16 protein-coding genes and 1 riboswitch are annotated in these 18,160 nt (G+C 28.5%); of the genes, 9 read left to right on the top strand and 7 right to left on the bottom strand.

Translation table 11 applies throughout. The annotated features are described in order from the left end of the window. The first annotated feature begins 28 nt into the window (after positions 1-28). A complete protein-coding gene (locus HYG85_RS07690; RefSeq protein WP_212692991.1) occupies positions 29-502 on the top strand; it encodes a hypothetical protein in 474 nt (157 codons plus the stop codon). A gap of 23 nt (positions 503-525) precedes the next feature. Continuing rightward, entirely contained in the window at positions 526-1,134 is a 609-nt protein-coding gene (locus HYG85_RS07685; RefSeq protein WP_212692990.1) for a hypothetical protein, read from the top strand. Between the two features lie 76 nt (positions 1,135-1,210). On the opposite strand, the gene HYG85_RS07680 is transcribed toward HYG85_RS07685, so the two are convergent. From HYG85_RS07680 to HYG85_RS07655, 6 genes are all read right to left on the bottom strand, one after another. Next, positions 1,211-3,187, bottom strand: coding sequence for an ABC transporter permease (locus HYG85_RS07680; protein ID WP_212692989.1), 1,977 nt, complete (start codon positions 3,185-3,187; stop codon positions 1,211-1,213). Next, positions 3,177-3,944, bottom strand: coding sequence for an ABC transporter ATP-binding protein (locus tag HYG85_RS07675; RefSeq protein ID WP_212692988.1), 768 nt, complete (start codon positions 3,942-3,944; stop codon positions 3,177-3,179). The genes HYG85_RS07680 and HYG85_RS07675 overlap by 11 nt, the downstream gene beginning before the upstream one ends. A gap of 154 nt (positions 3,945-4,098) precedes the next feature. Further along, entirely contained in the window at positions 4,099-5,112 is a 1,014-nt protein-coding gene (locus HYG85_RS07670) for a sensor histidine kinase (protein ID WP_212692987.1), read from the bottom strand. Then, complete coding sequence (locus HYG85_RS07665) at positions 5,109-5,774, bottom strand: response regulator transcription factor (RefSeq protein WP_212692986.1); 666 nt, start codon at positions 5,772-5,774, stop codon at positions 5,109-5,111. Before HYG85_RS07665 ends, HYG85_RS07670 begins: the two co-directional genes overlap by 4 nt. A 224-nt stretch (positions 5,775-5,998) precedes the next feature. Then, entirely contained in the window at positions 5,999-6,397 is a 399-nt protein-coding gene (locus tag HYG85_RS07660) for a hypothetical protein (RefSeq protein WP_212692985.1), read from the bottom strand. Between the two features lie 21 nt (positions 6,398-6,418). Further along, positions 6,419-7,156: a TraX family protein gene (locus tag HYG85_RS07655; protein WP_244971298.1), complete on the bottom strand. Its 738-nt coding sequence runs from the start codon at positions 7,154-7,156 to the stop codon at positions 6,419-6,421. 334 nt (positions 7,157-7,490) lie between these two features. Here HYG85_RS07655 and HYG85_RS07650 point away from each other — a divergent pair, with 334 nt between their 5' ends. Together HYG85_RS07650 and HYG85_RS07645 are read left to right on the top strand one after the other, a co-directional pair. Next, positions 7,491-7,970 carry a permease gene (locus HYG85_RS07650; RefSeq protein WP_212692983.1) on the top strand — a complete coding sequence of 160 codons (480 nt, stop codon included), beginning with the start codon at positions 7,491-7,493 and terminating at the stop codon, positions 7,968-7,970. 2 nt (positions 7,971-7,972) lie between these two features. Continuing rightward, a complete protein-coding gene (locus tag HYG85_RS07645) occupies positions 7,973-8,503 on the top strand; it encodes a permease (protein ID WP_113672374.1) in 531 nt (176 codons plus the stop codon). Between the two features lie 9 nt (positions 8,504-8,512). Here HYG85_RS07645 and HYG85_RS07640 read toward each other — a convergent pair whose 3' ends face one another. Then, a complete protein-coding gene (locus HYG85_RS07640; RefSeq protein ID WP_212692982.1) occupies positions 8,513-9,889 on the bottom strand; it encodes a hypothetical protein in 1,377 nt (458 codons plus the stop codon). Between the two features lie 562 nt (positions 9,890-10,451). On the opposite strand from HYG85_RS07640, the gene HYG85_RS07635 reads away from it, so the two are divergent. The 5 genes from HYG85_RS07635 (at position 10,452) to HYG85_RS07615 (ending at position 17,885) form a co-directional block, all read left to right on the top strand. After that, a complete protein-coding gene (locus tag HYG85_RS07635) occupies positions 10,452-11,219 on the top strand; it encodes an alpha/beta fold hydrolase (RefSeq protein WP_212692981.1) in 768 nt (255 codons plus the stop codon). Positions 11,220-11,548: 329 nt separating this feature from the next. Continuing rightward, entirely contained in the window at positions 11,549-14,548 is a 3,000-nt protein-coding gene (locus HYG85_RS07630) for a hypothetical protein (RefSeq protein WP_212692980.1), read from the top strand. A gap of 47 nt (positions 14,549-14,595) precedes the next feature. Then, positions 14,596-15,090, top strand: coding sequence for a GNAT family N-acetyltransferase (locus HYG85_RS07625; protein ID WP_212692979.1), 495 nt, complete (start codon positions 14,596-14,598; stop codon positions 15,088-15,090). Positions 15,091-15,501: 411 nt separating this feature from the next. Continuing rightward, positions 15,502-16,158, top strand: a complete 657-nt coding sequence (locus HYG85_RS07620) for a hypothetical protein (protein WP_212692978.1) — start codon at positions 15,502-15,504, stop codon at positions 16,156-16,158. A gap of 118 nt (positions 16,159-16,276) precedes the next feature. Beyond that, positions 16,277-16,370: riboswitch (glycine riboswitch) on the top strand. Positions 16,371-16,526: 156 nt separating this feature from the next. Next, on the top strand, positions 16,527-17,885 hold the full coding sequence (locus HYG85_RS07615; RefSeq protein ID WP_212692976.1) for an alanine/glycine:cation symporter family protein: 1,359 nt from the start codon (positions 16,527-16,529) through the stop codon (positions 17,883-17,885). Positions 17,886-18,160: the final 275 nt, after the last annotated feature.

Below are 18,160 nucleotides of genomic sequence, written 5' to 3'. Positions count from 1 at the left end.
TTAATAAAAAAAGATGAGTGAGGTAAATATGGATTTAATACTTGATATATTAATGAAGAAAGAAGATTTTAAAAAGCTTAATATAGTAGAATTATTTAATGAATGGGGTGGTAAGAAGATACCTCATGAACCCAGAAAATTTGAGTTCAACTCAAAATTGGTTTTTCATTTAAATACGGATATGGATTATTACAAAAACATTATCAAACAAGATATTGATGTTGAAGGATTAGTATCTATAACATTAGAAGATAATACACTTTCGGAGTTAGAAACTATGGTAAATCAGAGGAAAGAACTTGTATTAGAAAGTGATTTAGTACTGTTTTTAAGTAAACTGTATGATTCTCTTGAACTTTTTTATATCGTAAAATTGGTGGATGAAGAAAGAATAGATAAAAAGTATATAATCAATGATACTAAGAAAGCTATAGATGTTTTTCTGAAAAGTCTTGATTGGAGTTCGCCTCTAGGTGTCATGATTACAAAGAATACCCTATAAGGAAAGCGTAATGAGGTAAATTTATGTTACAAAAAATACTAAGCTATTTAAATAAAAAAAGTAAAGACTATAATTACTGCTGTGATATATTAGGTAATTACATTTATAATATTCAATCAGATGTTATTACAAGATTAAAAAAAGTGAATGATAAATATGTTTTAATGACAAGTGAAAGAGGAAAAGATACAATAAAATTTATGTCCAACGACCAAGATGAAGCATTGCTTATGACTCTTTTACTTCTTGAAAAAACCAGATATTCTAACAAGAGAAGTGAATTATCATGTAATGATATTAATGATGTTATGGTTATTATGGAACATGCAAAAAATAGCTTTGAATTTGCTTCACCAGAATTAAATGTTTGCAAAGATAATAATTTTTCTGTTGTAAATATCGATAATAATTATCTCGTTATATTTAAAGCTGACAACAAAAAATACATAGTATTTAACACTCAATCAGATGAATTATGGGCATATCAAGTAGCATTTAATTATAGCCTAGAACTTGATAATTACTACTACATTAATAAGGAATTAGTGGAGAATCATATAATAACAGATGAATTAGGAAAAGAATATTTATATAGATTCCTAGAACTCAATAAATACGAAATTCTAAGCTAAAATAAACTACCTATATGATAACCAGACTAATATTAATTACTCTGTATCATATAGGTTCTTTATTATCAATAATATTTTAGATTATTCTATTACCCTTAATAACATTCTTACTCCCAATATAAGTTGCCATAAAATAAGCACCATACACAATCACAAGAAATATTGCAGCCATTAAAATATTAGCTAATATATTTACTTTACCATAAGCAACTATAAGTTGATTTACTGCTATAAGTCCAACAACTGAATGAACAATAGCCAGTGATAAAGGAAGTAAAAAATAAATTAATATCTGAGTAAATAAAGTATGATTCAACATTCTCTCATCTGCTCCTAATTTCTTAAGAAGCTCATATCTTTCTTTGTTATCACTAGATTGTGACAATTGCTGAATGGATAGTATTGCAGCACATGTTACTAAAAATACAAAACCTAAGTAGATTGCAAGAAAAGCAGAGACGGTCTTACCAGTTATAACTTCCGTATATAGTTCATCTTTAGTAAAATGCAAATACCTTTTTGATGATTTATCAAATTCTGCCATAAAAGATTTTTGTGCATTTACATTTTTGAAGTCAGCATTCAATATAGCCTCACTTTTTTTCATATCTTTAATATATTTATCATTTATAATCATTACAGGTGAAGGAAACATACTATCCCTAGTATACAACTGAAGCTTGATTATATTTTTGTATGGATAGAATTTGTTGTTGTTTAAAGTAATTGCTTTGTTGTTTTCTATAACTAAATTAAAATTATCATTCAAAGTTTCCCACAAGTTAATTATTGCATACTCATTCTCAGATAATGATAACTCTTTACCACCTTGTATTCTGGCACTTCTATTATAATCACTTAGGCAAATAAACTTAATTGGATTCCTTAAAAAGTACATAGAAGAATCTAATTTTTCATCTATCACAATATCTTTATAATGTAATTGTGGTATGTTATAAAAGAATATTTGATTAGTTACAGATGTATAATTAGAAAAATGTGTATGTTCTTCTAAAACTTTACTTATGTCAGTTAATCCTTCATCCCCATAACCATAATCATAGAAAGAAATATCATAAGGTGTTTTATCTGAGATATCTCTTGAAAAAGCTTTTGACATACTTACACCGGATGAAAGGGTACCAATAGTAAGTAGTAGAGCAATACATACTATGGTCATAGATACCACATTAGTATTTATCATACTGGCTATTTGGCGAACTACAAACACATTCAGATTCTTAAGATACACTTTTTTGAATTTGATAATTATTTTTATCAATAAACCAGATATTGATAGAAAAAATAAAAGTGTACCAATTGTACCAAATACCAATGAACCATAGAACGCAGGTGAAATATCAGCAATACCATTTGTCAATATTAAGTAATAAGCAATAGCAAGTGAGATTAGGGACAATATAAATAAAAAAATTGATACTGTTTTATTTCTGACTTTCATTTCTTGGTTCTTTTTATTACCGTATAATAGATCAAGCAGTTTGCATTTAGATATTGTAAAAGTATTGAATAATGTAACTACAAGAAATATTATTGAAAAAAATAATATACTCTTAAGTGCAGCGGTAGGGGAGAAAACAAATTTGAAAGAAGTCATATTTACCTCGAACAACTTAGCGGTAAAAACAGACATAATCTGTGAACCAAAAATTCCAACTACCAGTCCAACAAAAAGACCAACGATAGCTAATACCATTGTTTCTAATATAAGTATTATTGATATTTGATGTTTTTCCATTCCTAGAGTCAAGTAGACTCCAAGTTCTTTCTTACGTCTTTTGATAAGAAAGCCATTAGCATATACAATTAAAAAGCCTAATACTATAGATACAAAAACAGATACATAATTAAGTATTTCTTTAAGAAATTTCATAGCGTTATGTTCTCTTTGAGTCAATTCCATAATTTCTTTTTGAGCATCAATAGCATTAAACATATAAAATACGCATACACCAAAAACTAAGGTCAAGAAATAGATACCATAGTCTTTTATACTCTTTGAAGCATTTTTATAAGAAAGTTTAATATACATCGGTATTATCACCTCCGAGAAGAGATATAACCTCAATAATTCTATCAAAAAATTCTTTTCTTGTATCATTGCCTTTTATGAGTTCATTGAATAGTTTACCATCCTTAATGAATAGGATTCTATTACAATAGCTTGCTGCAAATGCATCATGTGTAACCATGAGAATAGTTGCATTAAGTTCTGAATTCAATTTATCAAAACTCTCTAACAGCATTTTTGAAGATTTACTGTCAAGGGCTCCTGTAGGTTCATCTGCTAGAATCATAGAAGGATTCGTTATAATTGCTCTAGCACTGGCTACTCTTTGCTTTTGACCACCAGATAATTGATAAGGATATTTGTTTAGTATATCTGTAATATTCAACTTATGTGAGATATCTTTTATCATTCCATCAATCTTTTTGGAATCTACTTTTAGTATAGTAAGTGCAATAGCTATATTTTCATATGCTGTAAGTGTATCAAGCAGATTGAAGTCTTGGAATATGAATCCTAGATTTTCACGTCTGAATCTAGACAATTGCTTTGATCTTAGTGTAGTAATATCTTTATCTTCAATTAATATCTTGCCTGAAGTTACCATATCAATAGTTGATATACAATTGAGTAATGTAGTCTTACCACTACCAGATGCCCCCATTATTCCGATATATTCACCTTCTTGTACATCAAAGCTTATATTATTTATAGCCCTAGTAACATTGCCCTTGTTACCATAGTATTTTTCTATATTTTTAACCTGCAAAATTGTTTTCATCAGAAAACCTCCTATTAAAATATAAAATATAACCAATTTGTCATACACTATATTTTTGATAAGTAAAATATATCATCTATCTATAATTATTACCTTAGATTACACTTACATGAATCTTACAATTATGTCACAAAACTAAAAAGGAGTCATAGACCTATGACTCAAATAGAATTGTTTTATCTTTTGGAAATATTATTTTAACTGTAGTTCCTATATCAAGCTGAGAGGAGATAGCGAATCCAAGACCCATCTTAGTACATAGATTTTTACATAGATATAGACCTATACCTGTTGATTTTGCATATTTTCTTCCATTCTCGCCTGTGAACCCTTTATCAAATACTTTTTGGATATCTTTTTCCGGTATGCCTATCCCATTATCCGATAATAATAATTCAAGATTATTATTGTTTTCAATAGCAGAGAATGTAATGATTAGATTGTCCTTTTTGTATTTTATACTATTGGATAATACTTGTCCCAGAATGAAATCAAGCCATTTAGTATCACAAAATACAATTTTATCTAGATTCTCCAACTTCATATCTGCTTTACATCTGATTAGCTGTTTTGCTTGGCTTTTAATTAATTTTTTGATTGTTTCTTCTAGGTTGAGTCTACGAATAACATAATCTTTCTCTAGAGCTGTGCTTCTTGCATAGTATAGGGCTTGCTCTACAAAATTGTTGATTTTACTAATTTCATCGGAAATACTCTTAGTAACCTGATTTTTAGTATTTTCACATATCAGATCAATACAAAAAATAGGAGTCTTTATTTCATGAATCCATGTTTCAATATATTCTTTATATTCATTTTGGGATATTTTATACTTTGCTATTTCATCATTCATTGATTTCACAGCTTGATAGATGACATCATGAAGTATTATGCCTTCTTCAAAATTGGGTTTTTCTATCAATTCATGGATATAATATTTTTTATCTAGGTTCTCTAGAACCTTATCAAGCTTACTATAAAAATTTCTTTTGGGTATATATTCTATCATAAGAATTACTATATCTGTTATAAGGATCAGCATAGCAATAAAAAGAATTACATAAAAATTTACGTGAAATATTGAAAGTAGGAGACTGATGAAAGCGATTAATAATAGGTGAAATATAAGGAACCATATTTTGTTTTTCAAGAAAGTTGTAAGTTTCATATAATATATCCTTGTCCTCTCTTTGTTTCAATGAAATTCCTTAATCCAATAGTTTCAAGTTTTTTTCTTAGTCTATTGACATTAACAGTAAGAGTATTGTCATCAACAAATTCATCTGACTGCCAAAGTTCATTCATAATATCATCCCTCGATACAATGGTTTCTTTATTCCTTATTAGCAGTGAAAGTATTCTCATTTCATTTTTGGTAAGCTCAATCTTATTATCTTGATGACTAGCAGTACTATTGGAAATATTTAGGGACAAATTCTTATGAATCAGAATCTGACTATTATTATTCATGGTTGTTCTTTTCAAAACCGTAGAAATATGTGCTAGTAAAATCTGCGTATTATAAGGTTTTGTTATAAAATCATCAGCACCAAGGTTAAGAGCCATCAATTCATCCATATCAGTGTTTCTACTTGTAACTATGATGATGGGAATATTTGATTGCTTTCTTATCTCTCTACATATATGAAATCCATCATAATAAGGAAGATTAATGTCTAAAAGTATCAAATCAGCATTTGCAGTTAATGAGTATTCAATGATATTCTTGAAATCTTCATTATAAATACATTCATAACCATAGGACACCAATAACTTAGAAAGTTCTTTTCTTAGTTTATTATCATCTTCAATAATCAATATCTTATACATGTAATCTTGCTCCTTATATGTTCTTATATAAAAGTAGTCTACTAATTAATATGTATAAATAATCTATATAGTCTAATGTTAATATAATAATTATTTATATTAATGTCAAGAGTATATATATCTGTAACTAACATAACAGCAGCAGACTTATATCTTAGCCCGCTACTGTCATGATAATTATAATGAAATTAATTTGTATAATATAATAACTCCCCAGTTAATATTTAATCATCCAATTCAGCATATACAATTTCATCATCTTCCAAAGTTTTTATTCCAAATTTCTCAGTTTTCTTATTTTCTATATCATAGATTAAATAAAACTCTATTACATCCTCAGGTTTATCCTTGAAACACCCAATAAAGTGAACTTTTTTTACATTATCTAAATTTATGACAGATGTGAAACTATCTTCCGTTACTGCTTGAGAGAGTGATATATCAAAATTATCACAATCTATTTCCTTGTTGAAATAATCTTTTGCATTATCCTGTACAACAGTGATCAAATCTTTTTTCAATTGCTTTACATCATCATTTTCCAATGCACTGCACCCAGATAATCCAATAGTTAAACCAGCTAAGATAACAAAACTAAATATTATTTTTATAAACCTATTCATTACTAATCACTTCTATTTATATTATTTTACAAAATATGCAATTGTAGCTATAATCCATAGATGAGCAGGATAAAATACGTAAAAGAAATACTTTGTAAATTTGTTTTTGGGACCTCTTTCACCATTGTACATATACAAGAATGGTATAACAGTTATGAATAACCAATCACAGTTATGGAGCATCATATTAATAGTTAGTTCCACTGTTTCATATGGTGTATACGAGAAGATTAACAATATTACAAAAAATACTAAATAACTAATATTTCTAAGACTTGTATTTTTTCTAGTATAATAAGTTATCAACATGAATGGTATCATAGGTATACCACCCTCAGAAATCATAATACCACCAACAAAGATAGCGATACTTAAAATTACTCTAACTAATTTTACTAGAGTAGTACTATTCTTGAAGTTATATAATACATTCAACATCAAAACACCAATAGCGAGGGTAAGGAAAATATTATTATATACAATAATTTCTTTGGAACTATATAGGTAAGCTATAAGTTTATTACCTAAAAACATAATACCTGCCCATGTAGCTAATCTAATGTTATATTTAACTTTACTTCTTGTATACATAAAACCTTCCACCGCAGTATAAGCAAACCATACTCCCACACACCTAGTTATTATATGAAATATAGAAGCCATATCTCCAGATATCAGGTTAGGAATATGATCAATGTGATCAAGTACCATAATAATTGCCATGAACATTTTTATCTGAAATCCATTAAATTTTTTCACATCTATTCTCCTCATTACTCAATAATTTTTATACATCATCTATATAGATTGTAATAGCTATATCTTTTATGAACCATAGATTTATCTTATATTAACCTTACATTTTTGTAACTTATGTATTTCATAAAACTTTTTTATTTCTGACTTACCTGCAATATCAATGTAATTAAAATAATTTTATTGATAGGCAAGTCCAGAATTTTTTAGTATACTATAAGAGATACATAGCTTATTACAGATGAGCATACAATGACAATACTAAATAGAGTGTAGAAAATTATAGTTGATAAGAAGTAATATAGAAACTATTAAGAATATAAAGGAGTCCCTAACCATGAGTAGTTATATAATGTACCTAGTAGCTGTTACTTTACTAATTATATCCTATTATAAAGACAAGAAAAAAACCAAAAAGGCGTTAAAAAAAGCCTGGAAATCATTCAATAATATCCTTCCTCAGTTTCTAGGAGTAATACTGTTTGTCGGTATATTACTCTCTATATTTGATGCTGAGTTCATCTCCAAGATAATAGGAGCTAGATCAGGCTGGATAGGGGTCATTGCCTCAGCTGTTGTCGGAGCAATAACATTAATCCCAGGATTCGTTGCATTTCCAACTGCTGCAATGTTACTTGAAAGTGGAGCAGGATATATGCAAATAGGTGCATTCATATCAGCACTAATGATGGTAGGCGTAATCACTGCACCCGTTGAGATTAAGTACTTTGGTAAAAAACTTACCATAATAAGAAATGTACTAGCCTTTGTATTTTGTTTTATCGTCGCATATATCATTGGAAAGGTGGTGGCTTGATTATGAAAACTCTAAAAAGATATACCTTTGCACTAATCATCATAGCCACAATAATATTACTATTAATATTTAATAGAGAGATAGGATTAAAAGCCATAAAAATTACAGGAAGTAATCTAAAAGAAATGATTCTCGTCATACCACCTGTTTTTGTACTGTTAGGATTATTGGACGTATGGGTTCCAAAAGAGACCATGATGAAATACATGGGAGATAAATCAGGTATTAAGGGAATAGTTCTATCAATAATACTAGGTTCAGCAGCAGCAGGACCACTGTATGGTGCGTTTCCTATAGCAGCTGTATTCATGAAAAAAGGAGTAAAATTCAGTAATGTATTGATATTCATAGGGGCTTGGTCAACCACCAAAATACCTATGTTCCTATTTGAAATGTCAGCTCTAGGAGCAAGATTTGCTGTAACAAGATTACTGATAGATATTCCTGGAATTATTATAATTGCATTTATTCTAAATGGACTAATCAATAAAGATGAAGTAAAAAAAATATATGAAAATGCCAGCTCAATGTAATGGTTCATACTATTTTTTATCAATATATAATCTATCCATATCAATCTCTTGAAAATCAGGAGTGGATAGTTGCAAGAGGTATGAGGAATGCCCTTTTAATTCCTTGATATCTATTGTCATTATAGAAAAACCTAATCTATTAGGTATTCCAATAATAACTATTCGATTACTCTTCTTATAGACTACTTGAGGAGTGAAATTAAATAGCAAAATACCTCTTTTATTCTTATCAATAGATATAACGGGTTTGATACTTAGATTATGCAGAAAATCAGCGTGTTTATTGATATCAGAGGGTATAGGAAATAGTATATGCATATTTTCGCATATCTTTGTAGGAACGTAAGCCCAGCCTTTTTCATAATTATCTTTCCAGATAGGGTCATATATAGGTCTTACATATTTAGGGTTTTCATATATAATATTCAATTCAATATTTTTCCCTGTTTTTATAACAGATTCCAAATCATTAAGCTTAGTAATATCTTTATCTAATGGCTCTCTGCAATCTTGTTTGGTAATAACTAAATTATCTTCTACGGGAATAAAATTAGATAATTCTTTTTTGATAAGAGCATTTTCTTCTTGTAGTTGTTCCAGTGTCATTGTTTGACTGGAAGATAAAAATGTTCTTTTGACAGTATTTTCTTCAATAATTTTCTTAAGATAATCGAACTTTATGGCATCACCATAGATCAGGTCAATCTCATAACCTTGTGGAGTTGCTAGTTGGAAAAGAAAATCTTTTGTATTTGAATTATCGGATAGCAGGTTGTCTTGAACAATAGAAATAACCTGTGCACCTTTTCGTTCTGGTCTACCTATAAAGATGACTTGATTTTCATACTGCCTAATGTTGTCTACATCAAAATTATAGATTAGAAAATTTATGTTTCTATGAAAATCTATACTTACGGAGTTGAATGCCAGGTCACCAATAAAATCAAAATTACTGCTTCCTCCAACGGGATAAATGAATATCTTGTGGTGAGCATTAGTAATCTTATCTGGAAGGTATAACCAATTTCTGAAATAGAAGTCTTTCCAACTTGAATCATAAGTAGGTCTCATATATTCAGTATCATTATAAATCACATTAAAATCAATGTTTTTGCCTTTATCTATAACATCTGGTAATGTGTATATCTGAAAAGAAGGTATCTTATCATAATATCCTCTATAAGGTTTTTCATATAATACATTTTGTTCTTCTGGGAATATTCTTTCAAGAGCTCCTTTCAATCTGTCATTTTCTCTCTGAAGCTCAATGGTATCATTATCATTAAGAATCAGGGTAACAGGAACATAGTCATCATTCTTTAAGTTTTGAATGATTAATATACAGATGAATAAACAGAGTATTATTGTTGAGGAAAATAATACCAAGCTACTCTTTTTTATTGATACTAACTTTATCTTTTTCAGTTTAGGTAACCTCCAATATATTTATTAATAGATTTTTATGTAATAAGTATTAGATATTATAAATATATTGAGAAAATATACAGCTTAGAAGTGGTAAAAGGGTAAAATTAGGTTTGACTTTACTAATTGTTTCTATTACAATATAAAAAAAGAAAGAGGTTGTTAAAATGAGGAATATTCTTAACTAGACGATGAAATTAATATAAAAAGCAGGGAATGACATTTTGTTCTATAGAAATGTTTATTTTGGTATGCTTTTTTAGAATCTAAGTTAAGAATATGTTGATTAACATCCTTTTGATATATCAGATTGTGATTATATCTGTACTTGAATGTACAGATTTATTTGTGTTATAGGAAAGTCATAAAGGCGTTGCCGCTTTTGTACTTTCAATGAAGAAGGCTGTAGATAGTTAATTATTCTATCTACAGCTTTTTTTATATCCAAAATTGGGGGTGATAAAAATGAGAATAAAATAATACACCTATTATTACATATAAAAATTAAAGGAGAGATTTAACAATGCCATATTTTAATTACAATAACAAAAGAGTACACTATATTGATGAAGGGAAAGGAAAAGCTATTGTGTTACTAGCTGGAAATACAGCTTCATCGGCTGTCTATAAAGGAGAGATAGAGTTTTACTCTAAGGAGTTCAGAGTTATATGTCCTGATTATATAGGATATGGAAAGTCAGATAGAGTAGAGAAGTTTTCATATGATTTTTGGTGGGTGAATGCCAAGATGACCTGTGAATTAATGAAATCATTAGGAATAAAAGAATGGATAGCAATCGGTTCTAGTGGTGGAGGTATTATAGCTATCAATATGTCAATAATTGAGCCACATATGACCAAAGGTGTAATAGCAGATAGTATTTCTGATGAATACGTTTCTTCTGAATTAGCAGAAAGAGTATATAAAGAAAGAAAAGAAAAATCAAAAGAACAATGCATGTTTTGGAAATATGCTCAAGGAGAAGATTGGGAGCAGATAGTTGAATTAGATACCAAAATGATATATGAAGCATCAAAAAAAGGAGAAAGTATTTTTAAAGGCAAGTTAGAAGATATAAAATGCCCAGTACTTATTATTGGCAGTTTAGTAGATGAAGCAATACCAAGTATTGAAAAGGCAGCTAGCAATATATCATCAAAGATATTGACATCCAAAGTTATATTATATCCAAAAGGTAATCATCCTTTTATGTGGAGCTGTTCCCATATATTTCGTAAAGAATCAATTAACTTTATTAATGAAATAAGCTCTATTATATCATGCTATTAAAAAAGCTAGAGAGAATCAAGCAAAAGTACTGGAGATAGGAACTGGTAATTCAAGCATTGCACAATTGGCACTATATCAAAAATGTGGATTTCATATAGACAGTATTGATAAGGGGTTTTTCAGAAAACATTACAATGAAAAAATATATGAAAATGGTATAGAATGTATTGATATGTTAAGATTGAGCATGGAAATATAATAGATAAATAATATTTAGGTAATAAATATTTAAAGAAATTAGTAATCTTTTTTAATAGTTTTATGGTATTATCTTTATCATAAGTTGAAAATTATGGTAATGAATATAACAAATGACAAGGAGAAATATTATGAATCGAAATACTAAGGTAATTATTCTTTTAATAGTAGCCATGAGTATAGTTCTAGCAGGCTGTAAAGGAAAAACTGATGATACTCAAGTGACTGATATTAATAGTGATAGAAAATTGACTGATAATGCTGAATCAAAAGAGGCTAATACTGATAAATCAACCAATGATAAAAATGGGTCAAGTGAAAACTCGGATGAAGATGAAAAAACCAAAGAAAAAGATAGTCAATCATTAGAAGAAAATGACGGCGATGGGGTTTATGATAAGTATAGCAAATATCTACTATTCATCAACGAAAATGATGATAACACTCTATATTTATTAAATAAAGAGACTAAGGAATGTAAACAGATATTTGATCGTAGTATAGATAATTCTTATTCTAATGAGTTAATGAAACTTCAAAAAAAGAATTACTTCATGTCAAACAACAAAATGTACTCATTGGATGGAGAATCATTCAAAACATCTTTAGTAAAATATATTGAATATCCAGTAGAGTTTGCAGGGGATAAGATTCTATATTGTAAAGATGGTAATGTGTATATACAAAATATTGATGATGATAAAGAAATACTTTTACTTGAAAATAAGTATAATCTGAATGTACTTCATGAAGATAATATTACATATATTCAGGTTGATGATTCAGAAGAATATTATATTAGAAATATTTATAAATATAATGTGGAAACCGAAGAATTAGATGAGATATACAAATTATCATTACATGATTGTAATCATAATGATGGGATACGAATAACTAAGAATAAAAATCTATACTTACAAGCTGATTCTAAGATTAAGAAATATGATTATAAAACTGATACTATAATTGATTTGCAAAAAGAAACTTATAATAGTGAGAAAGTAACTGAGGATAGTTTATATGTATATTCTCCTGCTTATTCATTTAATTCAATCTATGTGATTAATGGTAACAATTATATGAAAGCAGCTGATTTTCAAAATTCCATTCCGCCAAAAGGAGTAGCAATAGATAATCATATCTATTTATTAACTACTAAAGGACATATACTAAGTTTAGATAAGAAGACAACAGATATAAGGGATATACTTCATTGGAATAAAGAGTCAGTAAATGATAGGTATGATCAAGAGAAAATATTTAAACTAAAAGATGACAAGATGTATTATGAAGATTACTTGATGGATTTTTATACTGCAGAGGAAAAAGATATATATAAAGCTAATATAGTAGATTATTACTATATGGGTAATAAGGAACACAAATCAGAGTGTAATAATTCATATATGATAAAAGATAAAAAAACTTATTTAGGATCAGATATCAATGAGATAAAAAATAATATAAAAGAAGAATATAAGGAATTTGCGTTTTCTTCAGAAATATTGGCTTATACAAGAGAAAAGGATAATCATTTAGTTATCATTGATAGAAAATTTGGGGATACATTAATTACTACTGATTTTCCAGTCATCAATATTAAAGCTTACGGTAAAGAAGTGTATTATGCTAGATACGATGACAAATTTGGCTTTTATCGTTATTCAAAAGATAAGCATGAAATAATTGACAAAAAAATGGTTTTAGACTATGCAGTTACAAACAAAAATATTTATTATAGTACTGATTATCCAATAAGATTTTACTGTAAGGATAAATCTACTAATAAAATTACGTCTACAAATGATAGTGTACAATTAATGATGAGTGAATCAGATACATTGTATTTTGTTGAAAACCAATTATTATATAAAATAAAAGATAATAAGAATAAAAAAGAACTAATCAGTGTTATACCAAATGGAGGAATGGTTTCCCACTTATTTATGCATAATAATCAAATTTACTCTGGTGATAGTGGAAGCATGTGCACTAGAATATTTAAATTTGACAAAGAATATAAGAAGCCTGATGAGATATTATACGAAGATGATAATGCTCTAATATATGTTGTAGAAAACTCCTTATATACATATGATAGGATTAATAGAATAATTAAAAGCAATGTGGACTTTTTTTATACATCAGACAGTACACTTACAATTACTGATGATGCAGTCTATATAAGTAATGATGATAGCATAGTTTATAGAATTACCTTGAATACACTAGAGGTCAAAGAGTTCTATAAATCAATATTTGGTATGGGTGGAGAAGGAGACCCGCTAGATATGTATATAGTTAATGATAAGTATTGTGTAATAGGCAATAATAATGAAGCCTCATCTCATGAAGGTATTACTGTCGTTGATATAGATACAATGAATAGAAAAAATATTAAAACTGGGAATTTGATATATGCGTTGAATAATAAGGCGTATTACATGGATGAGGATAATAGCCTTAAGGCTATTGATTTAACTAATGGATTGAATATTACCCCTAATACTATACTAAGTTCTGTTTCAGGGTATACAGCTACTTATAATGACGATATCATTTTTGAAAACAGAAACGAACTGATTATGGTTGATAATATAAATGATAATACAAAATTAATATGTAATGATTTTAATTATTCTATAGGAACAAAAAAAGGTCAGCTATATTACAATAACATTGACGGAGAGTTAGTAAGAGTGAATCTATCATCATTGAAAAAAGAAGTGATAGGGGACAATTTTTATGATATAGTCAGCATATCAGATATTAATGGGCAAACAGTTGTATTATACATGGATAATGATAGTAATTTAATCAGAGTAGATGATGACAAGACTATATTAACCAGTAACATGTATGTTTCATATAAAACAACTAATGATACCCTAGTATTCACAAAAGAAGGACAAGATGGGAACCAAATAAAAGATATTGTCTACTTTTATGAAATAGATACAGATAAAATGTATGAAATAAAGTTAGATAAAAATAAGACTGATAATGGTGAGCTGAATTATTTTATTGATGATGAAAAAATAACTATAAAGATTGATAATAAAGAAGAGTGGTCTAGTAAAATTGATAACATAAATTGGTCAATTAAAAAAGAAATTTATTTAGATTAAGAGGTATTAGTTTCTATCTACAAAATACTTAAGGAGAACTGATTGAAATGAAAGATTTTGATGTAATATGGAATATATATTGTGAATCATTCCCAGAGAATGAACGTAGAAGTCTGAAACAGCAGATGGATATAATGAAAGAGGATGAATACAATTTGTATCCTGTAAAAGATAATAATATAATTGTAGGATTTTATACAACTTGGGATTTAAGCGATTTCGTATATATTGAACATTTAGCCTTTGACAAAAATAGTAGAGGTAAAGGTCATGGCAGTAAGACTATAAAGAAAATAATAGATGATAGTAATAAGATAATATTAGAAGTTGAAGAGCCAAATACACAAGAAGCCAAGAAAAGAATAGACTTCTATACACGACTAGGATTCAAACTTAATAACTATAACTATGTTCAACCAGCCTATGATAAGAATAAAGAAAGCGTACCTCTACTTATAATGTCATATCCCTCACAGATTAGTGATACCGAGTTTAATAGTATAAAAGACGAATTATATAAAAAAGTTTATAAAGTAGATTAATATCCTAATAAGTATTATTCAATAATTGAAATTACTTCTTCAATTGGTTTTCTAACAGGACTTTTAATTGGTAACTTTGGAACTCCTATTGGAACTATAGCAGCAAGAGAAAAAAGTTGAGTTGCTTATATTATATATTAAAATATTAAAAAATATACTATGTATACGATAAGAAAAATGTCACATTAAAATTATTAGTCTTTTTAAGAAATGGCAATTAATTATTAAGTATTTTTTCAAAACATCTAATAATTATACGCATTTTATTAAAAATATAATAATAAATAGCTGATTGCAAAATATGTTGAAATAATTGAACAAAACAAAATTAAGTGATATAATAAATATAAAATATATAATTGATATTCATATATTAATTTAATATTATGAAATTTATTGGAGGGTGTTAAAATGAAAGGCAGATTAAAAAGTACATTAATTTACGCTTTATTTTTTGGAGGAATTTGGGGTATAACAGAAGCTACACTTGGTTATCTATTGAATCTTAGTACTATTGGTATCAGTGGTTGTATTATGTTTCCTATAGGTTATTGCATTCTACGCAAAGCTTATAAGAAGAGTAATAATCTTTCGGTGATCTTTTATTCAAGTTTAATAGCAGGTATTATTAAATTAGTCAATTTATTCATGCCTATCTCACATCCTGTAAAAGTTATTAATCCAGCATTCGCTATAGTTCTAGAAGGCTTGAGTGTAATGGCTTTAGTAACATGGAGTGTTAAGAAAAACAAGGAAATTGGATTTTCTAGTGCATTATTAGCAGGTTTTTCTTGGAGAATCATATACTTTTTAGATGCAGTGATTCTATTCAATATTGGTATTCCATCTAGAATGATTAGTAAAGGTCCACAGGAATATCTATTGAAATTCTTATTAATCAATAACTTGGTTAATGCCTTTATCATAATGTTAATTGCAAAAGCAGAAAAAAGAGGTAAGATATTAAATGTTTCAGAACGTGCTGTAAGACCTGTTGTAGCTGTATGTTCACTTGTATTAGCTGTAGGTGTTCAATTATTGATGACCTATATAAAAACTATAGCATAGTACATATTTTATGATTGTTAAAAATTTTATATTTACAAAATGAGAAATGCTGTTATAATATGTATGTAAAAGTAAATATGTTCGGATGAAGATTGCGGAAGAATTATCGACCGCTTTTGGACGAACCTCTGGAGAGACTCTTAATGAGCACCGAAGGGGAAAACTAATCAATGATTAGTGAAACTCTCAGGTAAAAGGACAGAGGATATATTCACTATAGAATATATTTTGTAACCAGAGGTCAAATCATATGATTTGGCTTTTCTTATTAATAAGCCATGGAATCATACCATTGGCTTTTTTTATTGCAAAAAGATACTATATTTTTCAGTATCAAGACATAAATTAATAAAGACGGAGGATTTTGGATGGATACAATGATTGAAATATTTAAGAGAATTGATAGTGTGGTTTGGGGACCTCCATTACTTATACTATTAGTTGGAACAGGACTATATCTAACAATTAGACTTGGAATAATACAGGTTTTTAAGCTGCCTCTAGCACTTAAATATCTGTTTGGAAAAGATAAAAACAATAAAGCTGATGGAGATGTATCCAGTTTTGCTGCCTTATGTACTGCTTTAGCAGCTACCATAGGTACTGGTAATATTGTCGGAGTTGCAACAGCTATAAAAGCAGGAGGTCCAGGAGCACTTTTCTGGATGTGGATTGCCGCATTTTTTGGTATGGCGACTAAATACGCTGAATCCTTGTTAGCAGTAAAATACAGGGTGGTAGATGAGAATGGTCAGATGTCTGGCGGACCAATGTATTATATAGAAAAAGGATTAGGGAATAAATTTCTTGCCAAACTTTTTGCTATATTCGGTATTGGTGTTGCATTCTTTGGTATAGGGACATTCACGCAGATAAATTCTATAACAACGGCTGTAAAGATTACATTTAATGTTCCTATAGAAGTGACAGCAGTTGTATTGACATTGTTAGTAACTTTCGTGACAATAGGTGGAATAAAAAGTATTTCAGGTGTGTGTGAATTCATTGTTCCTGTTATGGCTGTTCTATACATAATTGCTTCTCTTACAATAATTATATTTAATATAAATTTAGTACCAAGTGCAGTTTCATTGATTATAAATAGTGCTTTTACACCTATGGCGGCGGCAGGTGGATTCTTAGGTGCAACTGTTATGAAAGCTATTCAGAACGGGATATCAAGAGGAGTATTCTCCAATGAGTCAGGACTTGGGTCTGCTCCTATAGCAGCTGCAGCAGCTAAGACTGATTCATGTGTAAAACAAGGTCTTATATCTATGACAGGTACTTTTTTTGATACTATAATAATATGTACCATGACAGGTATATCATTGGTAATGACAGGGGCATTCAAATCAGAGTTCGCAGGAGCTGAGATGACTAACTTGGCATTCAAACAGGGATTACCTATTGCTGGTGGAGAATTCATTGTAACTATTGGACTTATCTTTTTTGCATTTACAACAATACTAGGATGGAATTATTACGGTGAAAGATGTACAGAATATCTATTCGGCGTAAAAGGTATCGTACCATACAAATTAATATTTATAGGATTAGTAGGAGTAGGTGCCTTCTTAAAACTAGACTTGATATGGGTTATAGCTGATATAGTTAATGGATTGATGGCAATACCAAACCTTATTGGAATCATTGGTCTAAGTGGAGTCATTTCATTTGAGACTAAACAGTATTTTAGAGCTCTAAAGGAAGAAAAATATAGATAGCTTGAATTAAATATAGAGTAATAAATTTGAAAAAAGCTTAGGATTTTATTAATCCATAAGCTTTTTAAATTGTTTGATAATGGACAATATTGTGCAATAAAGAACAAGATTATCTTCTAGTATCTAAAGTTAACGTATGATATTATCTTAGTAGAATAAGAGTATTCAATAAACTCATCTTTTTATATCCTCCATAAAATCAATAAAATAATATACATTCTCCTTTTATTTTTTTGTTAGAATAGATTAATACATTAATATATTAATCTATTAAA

This window comes from Vallitalea guaymasensis (genome assembly GCF_018141425.1).
Taxonomy (GTDB): domain Bacteria; phylum Bacillota; class Clostridia; order Lachnospirales; family Vallitaleaceae; genus Vallitalea; species Vallitalea guaymasensis.
This window is presented reverse-complemented; position numbering and strand designations above follow the sequence as displayed.